The sequence below is a fragment of the Ruegeria sp. CH5 genome (genome assembly GCF_056537025.1).
The window spans coordinates 1-15,169 of the sequence record NZ_JBQFQT010000005.1; the positions used below are offsets into that span (position 1 = coordinate 1).

The window sequence follows — 15,169 nt, forward strand, 5'->3', positions numbered from 1 at the left end:
GCCGTCACTCCGACCAACCAACACCGCCTCAGCAGCGCCGGTGAAGGGCGTTCTAAGGATAACTACAAATCACCGCAAGCAGAAAATGACAAACTGCCGAACTTTTTTGCTGACTTTATTTTTATCAATGCTTGTCAGACACTTAGACAACAGCCACCTAGCTCCACCGTTGGGAATTTCACCCCCGTAGATCAAGCCCGACCCGCTGGTTTCTAAGCCCGACCTCACGAGACCACTATATATAGCGAAAGCGCCCTGACATCACCACAAGAAAACTCGACTCGCGCCCCATGAGTCGACTCACTCTGTGCTCGATTGGCGGCTCGGAACGCACAAGCGTTGGTGCGCCGAACACAGCGTATTGCGCCTCCCCCATGTACTTGACGCGCACTGCGCCATTGGCCTCCGGCCGGACCGAATGACCACCCCATTTAAGGCACAAAAAAAGGCCGCGAAATCCATTCGCGGCCAGCAACGATCCAGGAGAGAGTGTCGGACCTTATGATGGCCCGATCATGAAACAGGTGACATTGCGCGCCTTCAGGCGGCGACAGGCCAGATCCGCCTGCTCGCGGGTCATGCCCTGGAAGGTCGCGTCGAACCCGCGCGAACTCTGGTTCACTTTGCGCAAAGTGCCTTCCAGTGTCGTCATTTCCGACAAAGCCGTTTTCAGCAAAACCTTCTCGGCCTCGTAGCGGGTGGTGTAGCGCCCGACATTGACGCCCCAAAGATGCCCGCCCGACGTGGACAGACGGGTAACGACCTCCTGCTCGGGCTCGGCCACGACTTCTGCGGGTTCGGTCGATGCAAGCACAAGGTTCTCGGGGCGCAGGGCCGGGCGCGTGTCGGCGTTTTCGACCGGAGGCGCCGTCGGCGCGATATCCGCTGCGGCGATCGCTGCGGCGATGCCGTCTTGAATACGTGCACCGTTCTTGGCTGCGGTTTCAGCCACGGCGCCGGCAACCTGGATGGCAACGCCAGCCCCGGGTCGCATCACAGGCCGAAGGCTCCGCTGTGGCGCGCGGACCGCACTGGCCAATTGGGTGGCTCCACCCAGCCCAGTATTCCCGGCATATGCCGGACGGGCGGGTTTGCGGATCGGAGCCCGAGACGGGGCGCGCCGGAATCCCATGTCCAGCAACTCGGCCACTTTGGCGTTGCGCGAAGTGCTGGATTTGCCGCCGAACACGGTTGCGATGATCCGTTTGTCACCACGCTTAGCCGAGGCAACAAGGTTGAAGCCCGCGGCGCGCGTGTACCCGGTTTTGATGCCGTCGGCGCCCCGGTAGGCTGCCAGTAGCCGCCGGTTGGTGTTTGGAACAGTCTTGATGCCCGCATGTGTCGATTGGCGTGAAAACAGGTTGTAATACTCGGGGTAGTCATAAAGCAGGTGCCGACCCAGCGCGGTCATGTCACGCGCTGTCGAAAGATGGCCCGCTTCGGTCAGCCCGTGTGCGTTCTTGAAGGTTGTGCGGCTCATGCCCATGGCCTTGGCGGTCCGGGTCATACGGCGCGCAAAGGCGGCCTCGGATCCGCTGAGAGCGATGCCGATCGCGGTCGCGGCGTCATTGGCCGATTTCACAGCAGCCGCGCGGATGAGATAGCGGAATGCAATGGTCTGGCCCGCCCGCAGGCCCAGCTTGGAGGGCGGCTCGGCGGCCGCGGCCTTGGTGATCCGCACCTGAGTGTCCAGCGTGATCTCACCGTTCCGCACCGCTTCGAAGGCGATATAGAGGGTCATCATCTTGGTGAGAGAAGCAGGGTGCAGCCTGGTATCGGCGTTGCGGGAGTGCAGAACCTCACCGGTTCTGGCGTCAATGACCATTGCCGCATAAGGAGCTGCAAGCGCCTGAGTCGCCAGGACAAGCGCCATCCATACCACTGTGACTACGAGCAAGCCCGCCCGCGCCGGAACTATCCGCCGAATCTGCACGATCTTTGCCTCTGTCTGCCTCGCGCCGCCGAGTTTTCCCGGTCAGCCTTTTTGATTATTTGGTAGAGGCTAACACACAGCACTGCTGAAATAAACCGAAAGCTGAAAAATCCGCGGCAGCGGCTCCGCTCGGTGGCGTCTAGATGTTGCGGCCCAACGGATGGCCGCCACCAAAACGGCGAAGATGTCAGAAAGTTGGCGCGGCTTCGTCGTGAAATTTTGAAACTGGGGCCAATCTGTCACAGGTCAGGAGATCTGCCGGACCAGATCAGGAAGATCTCCCAAATCGCGGATCTCCCGGAAACGGGGATGGCTTGTCGGGATCACGGCCTGCTCGATCTCCCACACCAGACCGTGCGGTACGTGCACGCCCCAGCACCCTGCCTGGATCGGCGCGACCACATCCGATCGCATCGAATTGCCGACCATCATGGCACCGGCAGGTGACTGCCCCATCCGCCGAAAGACTTCGCGGTAGGTCTCGGGCGTCTTTTCCGAAACGATTTCGACCGCGTCGAACAGTTCACCCAATCCCGATTGGGCCAGTTTGCGCTCCTGATCAATGAGATCACCCTTGGTGATCAGAACAATGCGATGGGTTTCTGCGATTGCCTCAACCGTCTCCCGCGCGTGAGGCAACAGCTCGATCGGGTGAGACAGCATCTCCTGCCCGGCTTCGATCAATTCGCGGATGACCCTGGCCGGCACCCTGTCTTCCGTTACCTCGATTGCTGTTTCGATCATCGACAGGACGAAACCCTTGATGCCGTACCCATAGTGGCGGATGTTGCGCTTCTCGGCCGCCAACAACCGCTCCATCAGATGGTCACGGTCCGCATGATCCGCCAGTAGCGCAGCAAAATGCGCTTGGGTCAGCTGAAAGAAACGCTCGTTGTGCCACAGGGTATCGTCAGCGTCGAAAGCGACGATAGTCAGGTTTTCATCCATTTCGAATCCGCCCGGTTGCTCTTTCCTCTGGGTGGGTCGACGTTATATAAGCCCTGAAACGACCCGAAGTGTGAATCGGAAAATCTCGCGACATGATTGAAGCCCGTTGGATGATGGCTGGCAAATCGGAAGACGATGGCGACACGTCAATCCTTGTTCAGACCAAGCCCAAGACCAAACGACCGCCCTTGTACAAGGTGCTGCTGTTGAATGACGACTACACGCCCATGGAATTCGTGGTTCATGTGCTCGAGCGGTTCTTCGGGATGTCCCATGCGCAGGCCTTCGAGATCATGTTGACCGTGCACAAGAAAGGCGTGGCCGTGGTCGGCGTATTCAGCCACGAGATTGCCGAGACCAAGGTTGGGCAGGTGATGGATTTCGCTCGTCGGCACCAACACCCGCTTCAATGCACCATGGAGAGAGAGGAGTAGGGTCGCGACGCGCGCCTCTGCCCCCTTCAACCCGCTCTGATGTCCTCACGATTGTCTCTCGCCCTCGACTCGGGCCTGACCCTGTCGGAACCGATATCGGTCATTGGACCGACGCCGGATCATGACCTGTCGGCGCTGCCCAATGGTGTCGAGGTTGTTCAGCCTTTCAAACCGTTCCACGACCATTTCCGGGGCCGCGGCTTTGCAGCTGTGCCCGAAACCGACAGCGTCTGCGAAGACGTGGTTCTGTTTTTGCCCCGCGCCAAAGCGCAGGCACGCGCCATGATCCATCATGCGTGCAGCCGGGCCTCGGGAACGGTTGTCGTTGATGGTGCCAAGACAGATGGCGTGGACAGCTTGCTGAAGGACATTCGCAAGCGGGTCGAGATCGAGGGCCCCATCGCCAAGGCGCATGGCAAGATCTTCTGGTTCAAGGCCGAACCCAACGCATTTGCAGACTGGGCCCCGCCCACAGGACAGATGGCGGATGGCTTCCAAACCGCGCCCGGGGTGTTTTCGGCCGACGGGGTCGATCCTGCTTCGGCACTGTTGCGCCAGACCCTTCCACTAAAGCTTGGACCTCGGGTCGCCGATCTGGGTGCCGGATGGGGCTATTTGTCCGCCGGGCTGCTGCAGGATGACACTGTGCGCACGCTGCATCTCGTCGAAGCCGACCATACAGCCCTGACATGCGCCCGGACCAACGTGCCCGACCCAAGGGCACAGTTCCACTGGGCAGATGCGGTGACGTGGTCTGCGCCAGAACCCGTGGACACCGTTGTCATGAACCCGCCGTTTCATACGTCGCGCAGCGCCGATCCCGACCTGGGGCGTGGGTTCATTACCGCCGCCGCGCGCAACCTGTCCCGCTCGGGCCACTTGTGGATGGTCGCCAACCGCCATCTCCCCTATGAAACGACTTTGACTGACGCTTTCGCGCGGGTCGAGGAAATTGCAGGCGACAACCGGTTCAAGGTATTCCACGCCTCTCGCCCTCGGCGGTGAAGCCGATTAACCTGCGCCGCGACTCAGGAGGAAACACATGTCCTTTTCCATAGCCGGCAAGACCGCCATCGTTACCGGAGGCGCCAACGGCATCGGCCTTGCCATCGGCCGTCACTTTGCCGATGCGGGCGCCAACGTGATGTTCGCCGACATGGACGAGAAACGTCTGGCAGAAGAACTGGGCGAACAGGCCGACGACAGCAACGTCCGCTACTTCGCCGGTGATCTGCGCGAAAAGCTGACGATCGCCAACCTCCTTTCGGCCACTCTGGATGCATTCGATCAGGTCGATATTCTGGTCAACGGGGCCAGACAGGTCATCCCGACGGATCCGCTGGACCTGGAAGACGACTCGGTTCGCACCCTTCTGAACCAGAACCTGATGCCCGCCCTGCGGCTGAGCCAGCTTGTGGCCAAGCGGATGATCAAACAATCCGAGGATCAGGAAGAGGGACCGAATGGTTCGATCATCAACCTGTCCTCGATCGCCGGTCAGCGCGCGCATCCAGGCCTTTTGGCCTATTCGGTTTCCAGCGCCGCGCAGGACCAGTTGACCCGGTCCCTCGCAGTGGCGCTTGCGCCTCATCGGATCCGCGTGAACTCGATTGCGTTGGGGTCGGTCATGAGCGCATCACTGCAGGCCACCCTGAAAGACAATCGGGACTATCGGCGGGACATTGAGGATCATACCCCACTGGCCCGCATTGCCGCCCCGGCCGAGCTGGCCGAAACGGCGCAATACCTTGCCTCGGACGCGGCTGCGTTCATTACCGGGCAAGTCCTGACAATTGACGGTGGACGGACCCTTCTGGACCCGGTTGCCGCCCCCGCGCATTGAGCCTGACGATGTTTGAAACGGAAAAATCCACCGCCTCGGCCTGGTTTCGCCAGTTGCGCGACGAAATCGCCGCGGCCTTCGAGGCTTTGGAAGACAGCCACCACGCGGGGCCGTTTTCCGATGCCCCCGCCGGGCGGTTCGAAGTCAAGGAAACTCGACGCCAGTCTGAGGATGGCTCGGACGCGGGCGGTGGGCTGATGTCGGTCATGCGCGGTGGCCGCGTGTTCGAGAAGGTCGGCGTCAATGTCTCGACCGTCTACGGCACGCTCGGCGAACGAGCACAACAGGCGATGGCCGCGCGCAAGGGCATCCCCGGTATGGCCGACGACCCGCGGTTCTGGGCCTCGGGCATCAGCCTTGTGGCGCATATGCAAAACCCGCATGTCCCGGCCGTTCACATGAACACCCGCATGTTCTGGACGCCCCATGCCTGGTGGTTCGGCGGCGGATCCGACCTGAACCCCTGCATCGAATACCCCGAGGACACGGCGCATTTCCACGCCACGCAGAAGGCGCATCTGGACCCGCACGGACCAGGGCACTATCCGCGCCTCAAGGAGTGGGCCGACGAGTATTTCTACATCCCGCACCGCAAGCGCGCGCGGGGCGTCGGCGGGATCTTCATGGATGATTACTGCACCGGCGACTGGCAGGCCGATTTCGCGCTGACCCAGGACATTGGCCGCGCTTTCCTGCCGGCCTTTCTGCCGCTGGTCGAAAAGCGGCGCGCGCAGCCCTTTACCGAAGCGGACAAAAACACCCAGTTGGTGCACCGCGGGCTCTATGCCGAATACAATCTGGTCTATGACCGGGGCACGAAATTCGGGTTGGAAACCGGGCATGACCCAGACGCCGTGCTGATGAGCCTGCCGCCGCTGGCCAAGTGGGTCTGAGACGTCAGAACCCGAAATCCATGAAGTTGTCGTAGCAGTAGTTCTGCGCCGAGGACGCTGACATGTTCTCGCCCACCCGCTTGACGGTGATTGAATAGCCGGGGGTGGTATCCACGCCCGGCGGCGGCTTCAACGAGAATTGCACGGTTCGGACACCCGGCTCGTAAGCCCTCCAGATGTAGATCCGTTGCGAACCGGGGACACCCAACTGCCGAATGGCGAAATCGCCGATCCCGCACCAGTAGTTGACCGGTGCTGACGACCCGATTGCCTTGACCTCATACACACCGTCTCCGACCGATCTTATCTCGGTGCGGTAGGTCGGGCGGACGCCTATGCCAAACCCGACAGCTTGTGCGGCGATCGGAGCCAACAGAGTTGCAGACAGAACCAAGGCTGAAATCGAATGCTTCATCAAAACTATCCGCCAAAAAAACCGGGTTGTGCCAATCATAGGCCGCATGTCCATTGAGTAAAGCCAAACCCGGTCACCTTTGGAAACAGGCCGCGCCCACACGCCCTCTCAGCTTCGGCAGCGACAGAAAACAAATACCATTTCAAGACTTTGCCCGATATACTGCCGATGTCCCAAGGGGTTGAGGTCAGGTTTGAGTAGAAAATTTCCAAAGGACTGGTTTGATATCTCTCCCGAGAAATACGCCGATTTCGGCGCGCTCTTCTACCTTGCCGGGCTGACCAAAACCCACCAGCAACGCAGCCTCGCCCAGGTTCTGTACGCGTTCGAAACGCCTTTGCGGCTGGGGCAGTATCACATCTTTCGCCAAAACGGATTCCCGCGCGGTTTCGTGACCTTTGCCGGGCTCAGCCCTGAAGCGGAATACCGATATGCGGTGCAGGAAAAGCCTTTGATGGATACTGATTTCACCAGCGGTTCATCTTTCTGAATCGTCGATTTGGTCGCACCTTTCGGACAGACCAACCAGATGGTCGAGATTCTGAAACGCGAGGTTCCGCACCCGAGGGTGCGCACGAACCGCATGGACAGCGACATGACCCGAAACCGGATCGTCGAATGGACCCGGGATGGGACCGGCAAGGTCCACATGAAGCTGTACCGGAAAAAAGAGTTCTCACAGCTTCTTAAAGAACAGGGTGGTTGACCCTGCCACCTAAGATTTGGCGACCCGCCCGCCCACATCCTGCGGTGCCAGCGCTACGGTCTTGACGACCGCGTGGCACGGTTTGCCGGGCTGCAACGCCAGGGCATCGACCGACCGGCGCGTCACACGGGCCAGCAAGGTGCCCGCCGGTGTTCGGACCGAAACGATCGCTCCCGGACCTTCGCCTGCGCGCACGGTCTCGACGGTGCCCTGCAGGACGTTCAGCGCCGACAGACCCTCGGGCTTTCGGTCCGACAATATGACTTCCTGGGCGGGGATGCGGATCCGAAGCGCATCGCCAACCGAATGCGGGATGCGCGGCAGGAACAGTCGGACACCGTTTGCCGCCAATTCCGTCAGGCCGTCTTCGTGATGCGCGGCCACACTGACCTCAAGCACCGCACCCACAGCCCGCACACCTGTCGGCGCAACCGTGGGATCCGCCAGCACTTCGGAGGCCGGTCCCTGCCGCAGCACCTTGCCGTCCTGCAACGCCACGACCGAGGTGGCAAGGCGGGCCACTTCGGCGGCAGAATGCGTAACATAGAGGATCGGCACCGAGACCTCGTCTCTCAATCGCTCGAAATAGGGCAGGATCTCGGCCTTTCGAGCTTCGTCCAGCGCAGCGAGCGGTTCATCGGCCAGGATCAACCGCGGACTTGCCAGCAGAGCACGGCCAATGGCGACACGCTGTTTTTCACCGCCCGACAAGTGGGCGGGGCTACGGTCCAGCAGGTGGCCGATGCCCAGCATCTCTATCACGTGATCGGGGTTTTCACGGCGCGCGTCCCGGCGAGCGAACCACCGGCCGTACGACAGATTCTGGCGCACGGTCAGGTGCGGGAACAAGCGGCCTTCCTGAAAGATATACCCCAGCCGGCGGCGATGCGGCGGCAACCAATGGCCTTGCTCGGTATCGAACAGCACCCAATCATCCACCGCGACCCGCCCGGCTTGAGGGCGCAGCAAACCGGCCACGGCATCCACAATGGTGGTTTTGCCCGACCCCGATCGTCCGAACAGAACCGTCACACCCCGCGGCGCCTGGAACAGGATGTCCAGGTCGATGCCCGGCAGGCGGTGTCTTATCTGCACGGACAGGCTCATGTTCCGGCAACCCGGGCCGCTGCGCGACGCCCCACATATTCCGACAGAAGCAGCGCCCCCATGGCGATGACGATCGAGATGATGACCAGCCGCATCGCGGCGCTCTCACCGCCCGGCACCTGAAGGAAGGCATAAACGGCCGACGGCAGAGTCTGGGTCTGGCCGGGAATGTTCGACACGAAGGTGATCGTGGCTCCGAACTCGCCCATCGCCTTTGCGAAGGCAAGGATTGCCCCTGCGATGATCCCCGGCAAAATCATAGGCAAAGTCACGGTGACAAAGACAAAAGGTTGCGATGCCCCAAGCGTCGCTCCGGCCTGTTCCAGTTTTGGATCAACCGCCTCGATCGACAGGCGGATTGCCCGAACCATCAGCGGAAATGCCATGATCCCGGCGGCCAGTGCGGCTCCGGTCCAGCGGAAAGCCACAACGACGCCCAGATCAGCCAGCACCCGACCAACCGGGGCTTGTACGTTGAAGGTCAGCAACAACAGATAACCGGTCACGACCGGTGGCAGGATAAGCGGCAGATGCACCAGACCGTTCAGCACTTGTCGGCCGGGAAACCTCCAGCGGGCCAGTGCGTAGGCCACGAATATCCCGAGTGGCAGCGAAACGATCGTCGCCCAGAAAGAGACGCGCAGCGACAATCGCAACGCTTCGATCTCGGCGGGACCCAGCCAACCCATGGCGCTATCCGTGCGGCAGGGTGAAACCCTGCGCCTTGAATATGCCGGTCGCCGGTTCGCTCTGCAGGTAGTCGAGGAAGACCTGCGCCTCAGGCCGTGCGGTCGCGGTCAGGGCTGCGGGATAGACGATCACCGGGTGCGTGCCTTCAGGGAAAACTCCGACCACATCCACCCGAGCCTCGGCCTGCGCATCGGATCGGTAGACAACACCCATTGGTGCCGCGCCACTTGCGACAAGCGCCAAGGCCGCGCGCACGTTGTCGGCCTGAGCCACCTGATCCTGAACATCGTTCCACAGGTCCAGGGCAGTCAGCGCGGCCTTGCCGTAGATTCCGGCGGGAACCGCATCAACGAGGGCCATCGCCAGATAGCCGCCTTTCAACTGACCGCTCAGATCGAAGTCCGGCGTAAGCGTCTGTTCGCTGGGCTGCCCTGCGCGCGCAATCAGCACCAGCCCGTTGCCCACAAGATCGACCCGCGACGCCGGGTCGATATCTCCGTTCCTCTCAAGAACATCCATCCAGGCGGTATTGGCCGAGATAAACAGATCTGCCGGCGCGCCCAACTGAATCTGCCGTGCCAAAACGGAAGAGGCCGCGAAGGAAACCGTAACCTGTTGACCTGTCGCGGCCTCGAATTCCGGAGTGATCTGGTCCAGCGCGGTCTTGAGGCTGGCCGCCGCGAACACCAGGACCTCAGCCGCCGCAACCCGAACCGGGGCAACCAACGCGCCGCAAACGGCGGCAACCGCAACAAGACGGCGGCATGTGTCGAACTGCATCCCCGGCTCTCCTGTTCGGACGGTCGCACTGCTTTTGGCATATCGGAGGCAGCGGGCCGCAGGCAAGGTGTATTCCCGCCGGCGTGCAATGCAGAGTCCGGAATCAATTGGTCTTTCCGGCGTCGAAAGAGTAAGCCCGGAGAAAAAGGCGGCATCCCAAACCCGCAATCTGTCGCAAACGAAATTGATGTCGCGCGCTCGCAAGACGAGTCTGGGCATGAACCAAACAGGACGTACACCATGCTGCACCAAACCCCGGGATTGATCGACACCGTTCGCGCGCGGTTTGCCCATGTGGACAGCTGCCCCTTTCAGGGTCCCCGCATCTTTTTCGAGAATGCCGGCGGCGCTCTGACCTTGAACTCGGTGGTCGAAACCTCGGCCCGTTTTGCGGCCATCCCGGACAATCAGGGGCGGGACAATACCGCCAGTCACGCGTTGGTCGACATCATCAGCCGTGCCAAGGCAGATCTTGCCGTGTTTATGAATGCGCCGTCGGGGCAGTTCTTCGTGGGTGAAAGCGGAACAGAGCTGCTGTTCCGCATGATCCGCACGGCCTGCGTGAATGCGCCAAAAGGGGCAAAGGTGATCGGCAGCTCGATCGAACATCCCGCCAGCCGCAGCGCCGCGCGCCGCTGGGCGGGCCTTGCCGGATTGGACTATGTGAACGTGCCGCATGACGACGCGACAGGTCTGGTTACCGCCGCAGATTATTCGGCCCACATGACACCGGACGTCGCGGCCGCCACGATCCTGCACGCTTCGCCGGTGACGGGAATGGGAATGGACGTCGCTGAAATCTCGCGAGCGATCCGGGCGGTGTCGCCGGATTGTTTCATCATCGTCGACGGTATCCAGCACGCAGCACACGGACAGTTGGACATCGACAGTTACGGAGTCGATGGATATGCGATTTCACCCTACAAAGTGTTTTCCCGGCATGGCTACGGCATTGCCTGGATCTCCGACCGGCTGACCGCCCTGCCCCATGACCAACTGATTGACGCGCCAGCTGATGGTTGGGAATTCGGCACGCGCGATACCGGCGCCTACGCCACGATGTCCGACGTGGTTGCCTATTTCGACTGGCTGGGCGGCCAGGTGTCGGATGCCCCTGACCAACGCACCAGAATCGAGGCCGCCGGCCAGGCGATTCATGCCTATGAGACCCATCTGACCAACGCGATGATCAACGGCGTGGGCAACCTGCCCGGCCTGCGCGATATGGATCACGTCGCGATTCTGGCCGGAGAAGACAACCCCGCCCGCGAAGGACTGGTGTCGATCGTGGTCCGCGACATGCCCTCGACCGACGTAGTCTCGCGCCTGAACGCGCAGGGTATCCGAACCCACACCCGCAAGGCCGACCATTACAGCGGGAACGTGCTGAACCCGTTGGGCTTGTCCGATTGTATCCGGATTTCGTTGTGCCACTACAACACCGAGCACGAAGTTGCGCAGCTGCTGACGGCATTGAAAGACATGAATCCCTGAGACACACGGCCACCGGCGCAGAAATTCTGAAAGACCCTCTTGCGCCGGCCCACCAGCTTGGCTAAATCCCCCCTCACGGGTGATTAGCTCAGTTGGTAGAGCGCTTCGTTTACACCGAAGATGTCGGGAGTTCGAGTCTCTCATCACCCACCATCCCAACCTCTTCTCCGTCTTCAGTATTTGCGCGGGTATGACCTGCCATTTCCGGCGCGCCCCGACGCATGCACAAATCAAAATACTATTTTGGTTTGCCGGCAACCTCCTTTACTGTGGGTCAAAGCCAAAACGGGCTCACCGGAGGGACATCATGAAGACGGTACGGATCGCGAAACCCCTGATGCTTGGCCTGTCGCTTGCGATTTCAGCAGCGACATCGGCACTGTCTCAGCAGTCCGACTGGTCCTATTCGGCCACGATCTACCTGTTCACCCCTGAAACCGAAGTGTCGTTGGACACACCGGCGGGAACCTTGGATGGCACACTCAGCTTCTCTGACGCGCTGGAAAACCTCGACCTAGCGTTCATGGGCACGTTTACCGCGTCGAACGGCCGTTGGTCGTTCCTTGCGGACTACAACTATACGAACCTGTCCTTCTCGAACGAGACTCCCGGACCGGCAAGTTCGGGTCTGGACACATCGTTCAAAACCCAGTTCCTGAGTGGCTATGTCGGCTACCGCGTCCTCGAAACGCCAACAGCCAGCGTCGATCTGGCTGGCGGGTTCAGATGGTTCAGCACTGAAACAAAGTTCAACCTGTTGCCCGGAACAGCGCCCGGCAATCAGACGTCGGTCGACAGCAGCTGGACTGATCCGGTGATCGGCGTCCGTGCCCGGGTCGCGTTTTCGGACAAATGGTCGGGAACCGGGTTCCTGGACTATGGCGGGTTCCGCAGCGACAGCGAAACCTGGCAGGTCCTGCTGACTGCGGACTATGCGATCAACGACCGCTGGCTGCTACGCGGCGGGTACCGCTACATTTCCTTTGATCACGACATCAATGGCAATGACTTCAGCTTCCACCAATCCGGCCCGGTCATTGGCGCAACCTACCGATTCTAGGGCATTTTCCACCCACTAGGTGACGCTCGACGTTCAAAGCCCGTCCTGCGACGCATAAATCCTGTCTTTCGGCACCCCGATGACGTTCGCTTTTTTGGAGTTCCGGCTTCAGACCCCCTAAGATCAACAGTCAAGGTTACTCTGCCGCGATCGCCTTCTCTTGCCGTCTCTCGACGTCTTCGATCAACAGCGTGCGGGTCGGAAACGGAATATTGATTTCGGCTTCGTCCAGTGCCTCTTTGACTTTGCGCTTCATGTCTGCCTGGTACTGGAAGTAGTCCGAAGACTCGCACCAAACGCGGACAAGAAAATCGACGCTGCTGCTACCAAGATTGTTCACCTGGATGAACGGTTCTGGATCTGCCAGCGAACGAGCGTCCGACATGATCGTGTCGCGAATTACACGCTCGGCCTCCGCCAGGTTGACGCCGTATCCAACGCCGAACGTCCACTCGGCACGACGGGTCTCGTAGACGGAATAGTTCTTGATGGTGTTTCCCCACACCTCGGCATTGGGAACGATAACCTTGACGTTCCCCATATCCGCAATTTCGGTATAGTTCAGGGTGATGTCTTTGACGGTTCCGAGCACCCCGTTCACGTCGACGAAATCCCCGATCTTGAGTGGCCGGAACAGGATGATCATCACGCCGGCTGCAACGTTGGACAATGTGCCTTGCAGCGCAAGTCCAATGGCCAAACCCGCGGCACCGATCAGCGCGATGATCGACGTGGTCTGCACCCCGAACGTGTTCAGAATGAATAGCCCCGTAAACGCCAGAATCGTATAGCGCGCCAGATTGCCGAGAAAGTTGAACAGCGTATCATCCAGGCGTTCCGAGTTTTCACCGACGCCCCGGATCTTCCGGCTGACATATCTTGAAATCACAAGCCCAAGAACCAGAAGGATCAGCGCCGCAATCGTGTTCGCGACGAGGCCAAGAAGGGCCTCGAGCGTCAGCAGGTCGCTTAGCGATTTCCCGTCATAAAGTTCGGTATTCAAAACTTGCGACAGTTCGGCCCAAACGGTGTTCGTCACGGTCTCTGCGGTCTGTGCAATCTCGTTTTCCATGGTGTTCCTCGTCGTGTCTCATCGCCTGAGTTTGGGTGTTTTGCAGCGCGGCCCAGCTGCTTCAGACCTCGATCACGGCGCTAGAGGCAAAGAACATGGCTTGGCTGACGGCCGATTTGACCTGTTCTTCGGTGTAGGGTTTGGAAATCAAAAAGGCCGGTTCGGGGCCTTTGCCCGTAAGAAGGCGCTCAGGGAAGGCGGTGATGAAAATGACGGGGCAATCGCCGTGCTGGGCAATGATGCGGTTCACCGCATCGATTCCGCTGGATTTGTCCGCCAGTTGAATGTCCGACAGGATCAGGTCGAACGGCTCGCGCTCGGCCAGGTCGATGGCGGCGGTTTCGGTGCGTGCGACCCCGGTGACCCGGTGGCCCAGGTCGGTCACCATCGTCTCAAGATCCATCGCGATGATTGCTTCGTCTTCGATGATCAAAATGCGCCCAGAGGTGTGGCGGGCCATTTCCTCGTAGGCGATTTCGATCAGCTTCTGAGCCTCGGCGGGTTCTATCTGCATGATCGCGGCGATATCGCTGACCGAGAACTCTTCGACCGTGCGCAGCAGCAAGGCCTCGCGCGTGTTCGGCGTCAGGCGTGCCAACTGGGCGTGAGCGCGCGATTGAATGTCAGAATTGCCGCCATCGGCGTCAACGGGCATTCCCGACGTTGACCAGATGCTGTGAAAAACACGAAACAACGCGACCCGCGGCGTGAGATCGGCATCGAACTGGGCGGGATCTGCAAGGATCGCTTCAAGCGATGCAGCGGCGTAGGCGTCGCCACTGTCCTGTGAGCCAGTGAGGGCACGGGCATAACGGCGCAGAAACGGCAGCAGCGGGCCAATTTGATCTGCGACGGAAACTCCGGTCAGCTCAGTCATCTATGTTTTCCTCATTTTTTTCTCTAAACTCGGGAACCAAACGCATACTGGGGCGTTATGGTTCCAGCAAAAGTAAAAATTTTTGATGATGCCATGACAAAACCACAGCCCGGCCGAGAACATCGGCCAGAAATAGAAAAGCGGATCGACGAAAACCTCAAGCGGGCTTTCGATGAGGTTGCCAGCGAACCGGTTCCGGATCGGTTCGTCGATCTTCTTGAAAAACTGCGCAATCAGACCAGTGTTCCCAAAAGCGGTGACACGGGAGGCTCGGATGGTTGATCCCCGAGAAGAGCTTGTCGAACATATTGGCGCGATGCGTGCCTTTGCGATCAGCCTGTGCCGAAACGGGGCCACGGCCGATGACATCGTGCAGGACGCATTGATCAAGGCATGGAGTAATATCGACTCGTTCCAGGAAGGCACCAACATGCGGGCCTGGCTGTTCACCATAGTCCGGAACACCTATTTTTCCCTGCACCGCAAACGCAAGCGCGAGGTCGAGGATGTCGATGGTGCCATGGCCGAGAGCCTGTCGCAGAAGCCCGACCATGACGGACGTTTGGCCTTGAAGGATTTTGCGGTTGCTTTTGATCAGTTGACGGATGAGCAGCGCGAAGCTTTGGTGTTGGTCGGTGCACAAGGGTTTTCCTATGAGGAAGCGGCCGAGATGTGTGGCGTCGCCCTTGGAACGATCAAAAGCCGGGTGAACCGGGCCCGCGCGCAATTGGCCGAACTGATGGATTTGGAAGATGACGAACCCATCGAATTGACCGATGCGGTAACGGCGGCAATCGTTCAGACGCAACCGGCGGCCTGACGATCGATGGATGCGAAGCCGCGCAGCCTGACGGTTTATCTTGCCGCGCTGGTAACCCTGGCGCTTCTGCCGTTGGGTCTGATTGCCGTCCTCCAGA

At 60.2% G+C, this 15,169-nt stretch carries 19 protein-coding genes and 1 tRNA gene; 12 read left to right on the top strand and 8 right to left on the bottom strand.

The features are described from left to right. On the top strand, positions 1-216 hold a 216-nt coding region (locus ACR0JC_RS14790), incomplete at its 5' end, for a hypothetical protein (protein WP_480763984.1). A gap of 283 nt (positions 217-499) precedes the next feature. Here the strand turns inward: ACR0JC_RS14790 and ACR0JC_RS14795 are convergent. Together ACR0JC_RS14795 and ACR0JC_RS14800 are read right to left on the bottom strand one after the other, a co-directional pair. Continuing rightward, positions 500-1,873 carry a D-alanyl-D-alanine carboxypeptidase family protein gene (locus ACR0JC_RS14795; RefSeq protein WP_170343225.1) on the bottom strand — a complete coding sequence of 458 codons (1,374 nt, stop codon included), beginning with the start codon at positions 1,871-1,873 and terminating at the stop codon, positions 500-502. 306 nt (positions 1,874-2,179) lie between these two features. Then, on the bottom strand, positions 2,180-2,881 hold the full coding sequence (locus ACR0JC_RS14800; RefSeq protein ID WP_170343226.1) for an HAD family hydrolase: 702 nt from the start codon (positions 2,879-2,881) through the stop codon (positions 2,180-2,182). A gap of 92 nt (positions 2,882-2,973) precedes the next feature. Here ACR0JC_RS14800 and clpS point away from each other — a divergent pair, with 92 nt between their 5' ends. From clpS to hemF, 4 genes are read left to right on the top strand one after another with little or no spacing between them, the layout of a single operon-like run. Next, positions 2,974-3,315: an ATP-dependent Clp protease adapter ClpS gene (gene clpS / locus ACR0JC_RS14805; RefSeq protein ID WP_093963054.1), complete on the top strand. Its 342-nt coding sequence runs from the start codon at positions 2,974-2,976 to the stop codon at positions 3,313-3,315. A 39-nt stretch (positions 3,316-3,354) separates the two neighbouring features. Continuing rightward, positions 3,355-4,320, top strand: coding sequence for a class I SAM-dependent methyltransferase (locus ACR0JC_RS14810; protein WP_170343227.1), 966 nt, complete (start codon positions 3,355-3,357; stop codon positions 4,318-4,320). Positions 4,321-4,357: 37 nt separating this feature from the next. Continuing rightward, positions 4,358-5,158, top strand: coding sequence for an SDR family NAD(P)-dependent oxidoreductase (locus ACR0JC_RS14815; RefSeq protein ID WP_170343228.1), 801 nt, complete (start codon positions 4,358-4,360; stop codon positions 5,156-5,158). Between the two features lie 8 nt (positions 5,159-5,166). Then, positions 5,167-6,051: an oxygen-dependent coproporphyrinogen oxidase gene (gene hemF, locus ACR0JC_RS14820; protein ID WP_170343229.1), complete on the top strand. Its 885-nt coding sequence runs from the start codon at positions 5,167-5,169 to the stop codon at positions 6,049-6,051. 4 nt (positions 6,052-6,055) lie between these two features. Here hemF and ACR0JC_RS14825 read toward each other — a convergent pair whose 3' ends face one another. Continuing rightward, positions 6,056-6,466: a hypothetical protein gene (locus ACR0JC_RS14825; protein ID WP_093963058.1), complete on the bottom strand. Its 411-nt coding sequence runs from the start codon at positions 6,464-6,466 to the stop codon at positions 6,056-6,058. Positions 6,467-6,659: 193 nt separating this feature from the next. Here ACR0JC_RS14825 and ACR0JC_RS14830 point away from each other — a divergent pair, with 193 nt between their 5' ends. Next, positions 6,660-6,956: a toxin-activating lysine-acyltransferase gene (locus ACR0JC_RS14830; protein WP_254430819.1), complete on the top strand. Its 297-nt coding sequence runs from the start codon at positions 6,660-6,662 to the stop codon at positions 6,954-6,956. 39 nt (positions 6,957-6,995) lie between these two features. After that, positions 6,996-7,172, top strand: a complete 177-nt coding sequence (locus ACR0JC_RS14835; RefSeq protein ID WP_254430820.1) for a hypothetical protein — start codon at positions 6,996-6,998, stop codon at positions 7,170-7,172. Positions 7,173-7,181: 9 nt separating this feature from the next. Here the strand turns inward: ACR0JC_RS14835 and modC are convergent, their stop codons facing one another. The 3 genes from modC to modA are packed head-to-tail and all read right to left on the bottom strand — an operon-like array spanning position 7,182 to position 9,749. After that, complete coding sequence (modC, locus tag ACR0JC_RS14840) at positions 7,182-8,279, bottom strand: molybdenum ABC transporter ATP-binding protein (RefSeq protein ID WP_170343230.1); 1,098 nt, start codon at positions 8,277-8,279, stop codon at positions 7,182-7,184. Next, complete coding sequence (gene modB, locus ACR0JC_RS14845; RefSeq protein WP_170342025.1) at positions 8,276-8,968, bottom strand: molybdate ABC transporter permease subunit; 693 nt, start codon at positions 8,966-8,968, stop codon at positions 8,276-8,278. The genes modC and modB overlap by 4 nt, the downstream gene beginning before the upstream one ends. Positions 8,969-8,972: 4 nt before the next feature. Further along, positions 8,973-9,749, bottom strand: a complete 777-nt coding sequence (gene modA, locus ACR0JC_RS14850) for a molybdate ABC transporter substrate-binding protein (protein ID WP_170343231.1) — start codon at positions 9,747-9,749, stop codon at positions 8,973-8,975. 240 nt (positions 9,750-9,989) lie between these two features. Between modA and ACR0JC_RS14855 the strand changes: the two genes are divergently transcribed. The 3 genes from ACR0JC_RS14855 to ACR0JC_RS14865 all read left to right on the top strand — a co-directional run bounded on the left by ACR0JC_RS14855 (position 9,990) and on the right by ACR0JC_RS14865 (position 12,303). Continuing rightward, entirely contained in the window at positions 9,990-11,243 is a 1,254-nt protein-coding gene (locus tag ACR0JC_RS14855; protein ID WP_480763985.1) for an aminotransferase class V-fold PLP-dependent enzyme, read from the top strand. A 77-nt stretch (positions 11,244-11,320) separates the two neighbouring features. Beyond that, a tRNA-Val gene (locus tag ACR0JC_RS14860) sits at positions 11,321-11,396 on the top strand. A 154-nt stretch (positions 11,397-11,550) separates the two neighbouring features. After that, entirely contained in the window at positions 11,551-12,303 is a 753-nt protein-coding gene (locus ACR0JC_RS14865) for an outer membrane protein (protein ID WP_170365240.1), read from the top strand. 136 nt (positions 12,304-12,439) lie between these two features. Here ACR0JC_RS14865 and ACR0JC_RS14870 read toward each other — a convergent pair whose 3' ends face one another. Then, entirely contained in the window at positions 12,440-13,375 is a 936-nt protein-coding gene (locus ACR0JC_RS14870; protein WP_480763986.1) for a mechanosensitive ion channel family protein, read from the bottom strand. Between the two features lie 61 nt (positions 13,376-13,436). Continuing rightward, complete coding sequence (locus ACR0JC_RS14875; protein WP_480763987.1) at positions 13,437-14,252, bottom strand: response regulator; 816 nt, start codon at positions 14,250-14,252, stop codon at positions 13,437-13,439. A gap of 57 nt (positions 14,253-14,309) precedes the next feature. Here ACR0JC_RS14875 and ACR0JC_RS14880 point away from each other — a divergent pair, with 57 nt between their 5' ends. Both ACR0JC_RS14880 and ACR0JC_RS14885 read left to right on the top strand, forming a co-directional pair. Then, positions 14,310-14,534, top strand: coding sequence for a NepR family anti-sigma factor (locus tag ACR0JC_RS14880; protein ID WP_367646417.1), 225 nt, complete (start codon positions 14,310-14,312; stop codon positions 14,532-14,534). Beyond that, on the top strand, positions 14,527-15,072 hold the full coding sequence (locus ACR0JC_RS14885) for an RNA polymerase sigma factor (protein ID WP_005982020.1): 546 nt from the start codon (positions 14,527-14,529) through the stop codon (positions 15,070-15,072). The genes ACR0JC_RS14880 and ACR0JC_RS14885 overlap by 8 nt, the downstream gene beginning before the upstream one ends. The last annotated feature ends 97 nt before the right edge of the window (positions 15,073-15,169 follow it).

Bases quoted from the DNA above. Each gene is read 5' to 3' on its own strand.
- modC (WP_170343230.1), bottom strand. From the start codon at position 8,279: ATGAGCCTGTCCGTGCAGATAAGACACCGCCTGCCGGGCATCGACCTG.
- modA (WP_170343231.1), bottom strand. From the start codon at position 9,749: ATGCAGTTCGACACATGCCGCCGTCTTGTTGCGGTTGCCGCCGTTTGC.
- ACR0JC_RS14865 (WP_170365240.1), top strand. From the start codon at position 11,551: ATGAAGACGGTACGGATCGCGAAACCCCTGATGCTTGGCCTGTCGCTT.
- modB (WP_170342025.1), bottom strand. From the start codon at position 8,968: ATGGGTTGGCTGGGTCCCGCCGAGATCGAAGCGTTGCGATTGTCGCTG.
- ACR0JC_RS14835 (WP_254430820.1), top strand. From the start codon at position 6,996: ATGGTCGAGATTCTGAAACGCGAGGTTCCGCACCCGAGGGTGCGCACG.
- ACR0JC_RS14810 (WP_170343227.1), top strand. From the start codon at position 3,355: ATGTCCTCACGATTGTCTCTCGCCCTCGACTCGGGCCTGACCCTGTCG.
- ACR0JC_RS14855 (WP_480763985.1), top strand. From the start codon at position 9,990: ATGCTGCACCAAACCCCGGGATTGATCGACACCGTTCGCGCGCGGTTT.
- ACR0JC_RS14880 (WP_367646417.1), top strand. From the start codon at position 14,310: ATGGTTCCAGCAAAAGTAAAAATTTTTGATGATGCCATGACAAAACCA.
- ACR0JC_RS14795 (WP_170343225.1), bottom strand. From the start codon at position 1,873: ATGGCGCTTGTCCTGGCGACTCAGGCGCTTGCAGCTCCTTATGCGGCA.
- ACR0JC_RS14815 (WP_170343228.1), top strand. From the start codon at position 4,358: ATGTCCTTTTCCATAGCCGGCAAGACCGCCATCGTTACCGGAGGCGCC.
- ACR0JC_RS14825 (WP_093963058.1), bottom strand. From the start codon at position 6,466: ATGAAGCATTCGATTTCAGCCTTGGTTCTGTCTGCAACTCTGTTGGCT.
- clpS (WP_093963054.1), top strand. From the start codon at position 2,974: ATGATTGAAGCCCGTTGGATGATGGCTGGCAAATCGGAAGACGATGGC.
- ACR0JC_RS14885 (WP_005982020.1), top strand. From the start codon at position 14,527: ATGGTTGATCCCCGAGAAGAGCTTGTCGAACATATTGGCGCGATGCGT.
- ACR0JC_RS14800 (WP_170343226.1), bottom strand. From the start codon at position 2,881: ATGGATGAAAACCTGACTATCGTCGCTTTCGACGCTGACGATACCCTG.
- ACR0JC_RS14875 (WP_480763987.1), bottom strand. From the start codon at position 14,252: ATGACTGAGCTGACCGGAGTTTCCGTCGCAGATCAAATTGGCCCGCTG.
- hemF (WP_170343229.1), top strand. From the start codon at position 5,167: ATGTTTGAAACGGAAAAATCCACCGCCTCGGCCTGGTTTCGCCAGTTG.
- ACR0JC_RS14870 (WP_480763986.1), bottom strand. From the start codon at position 13,375: ATGGAAAACGAGATTGCACAGACCGCAGAGACCGTGACGAACACCGTT.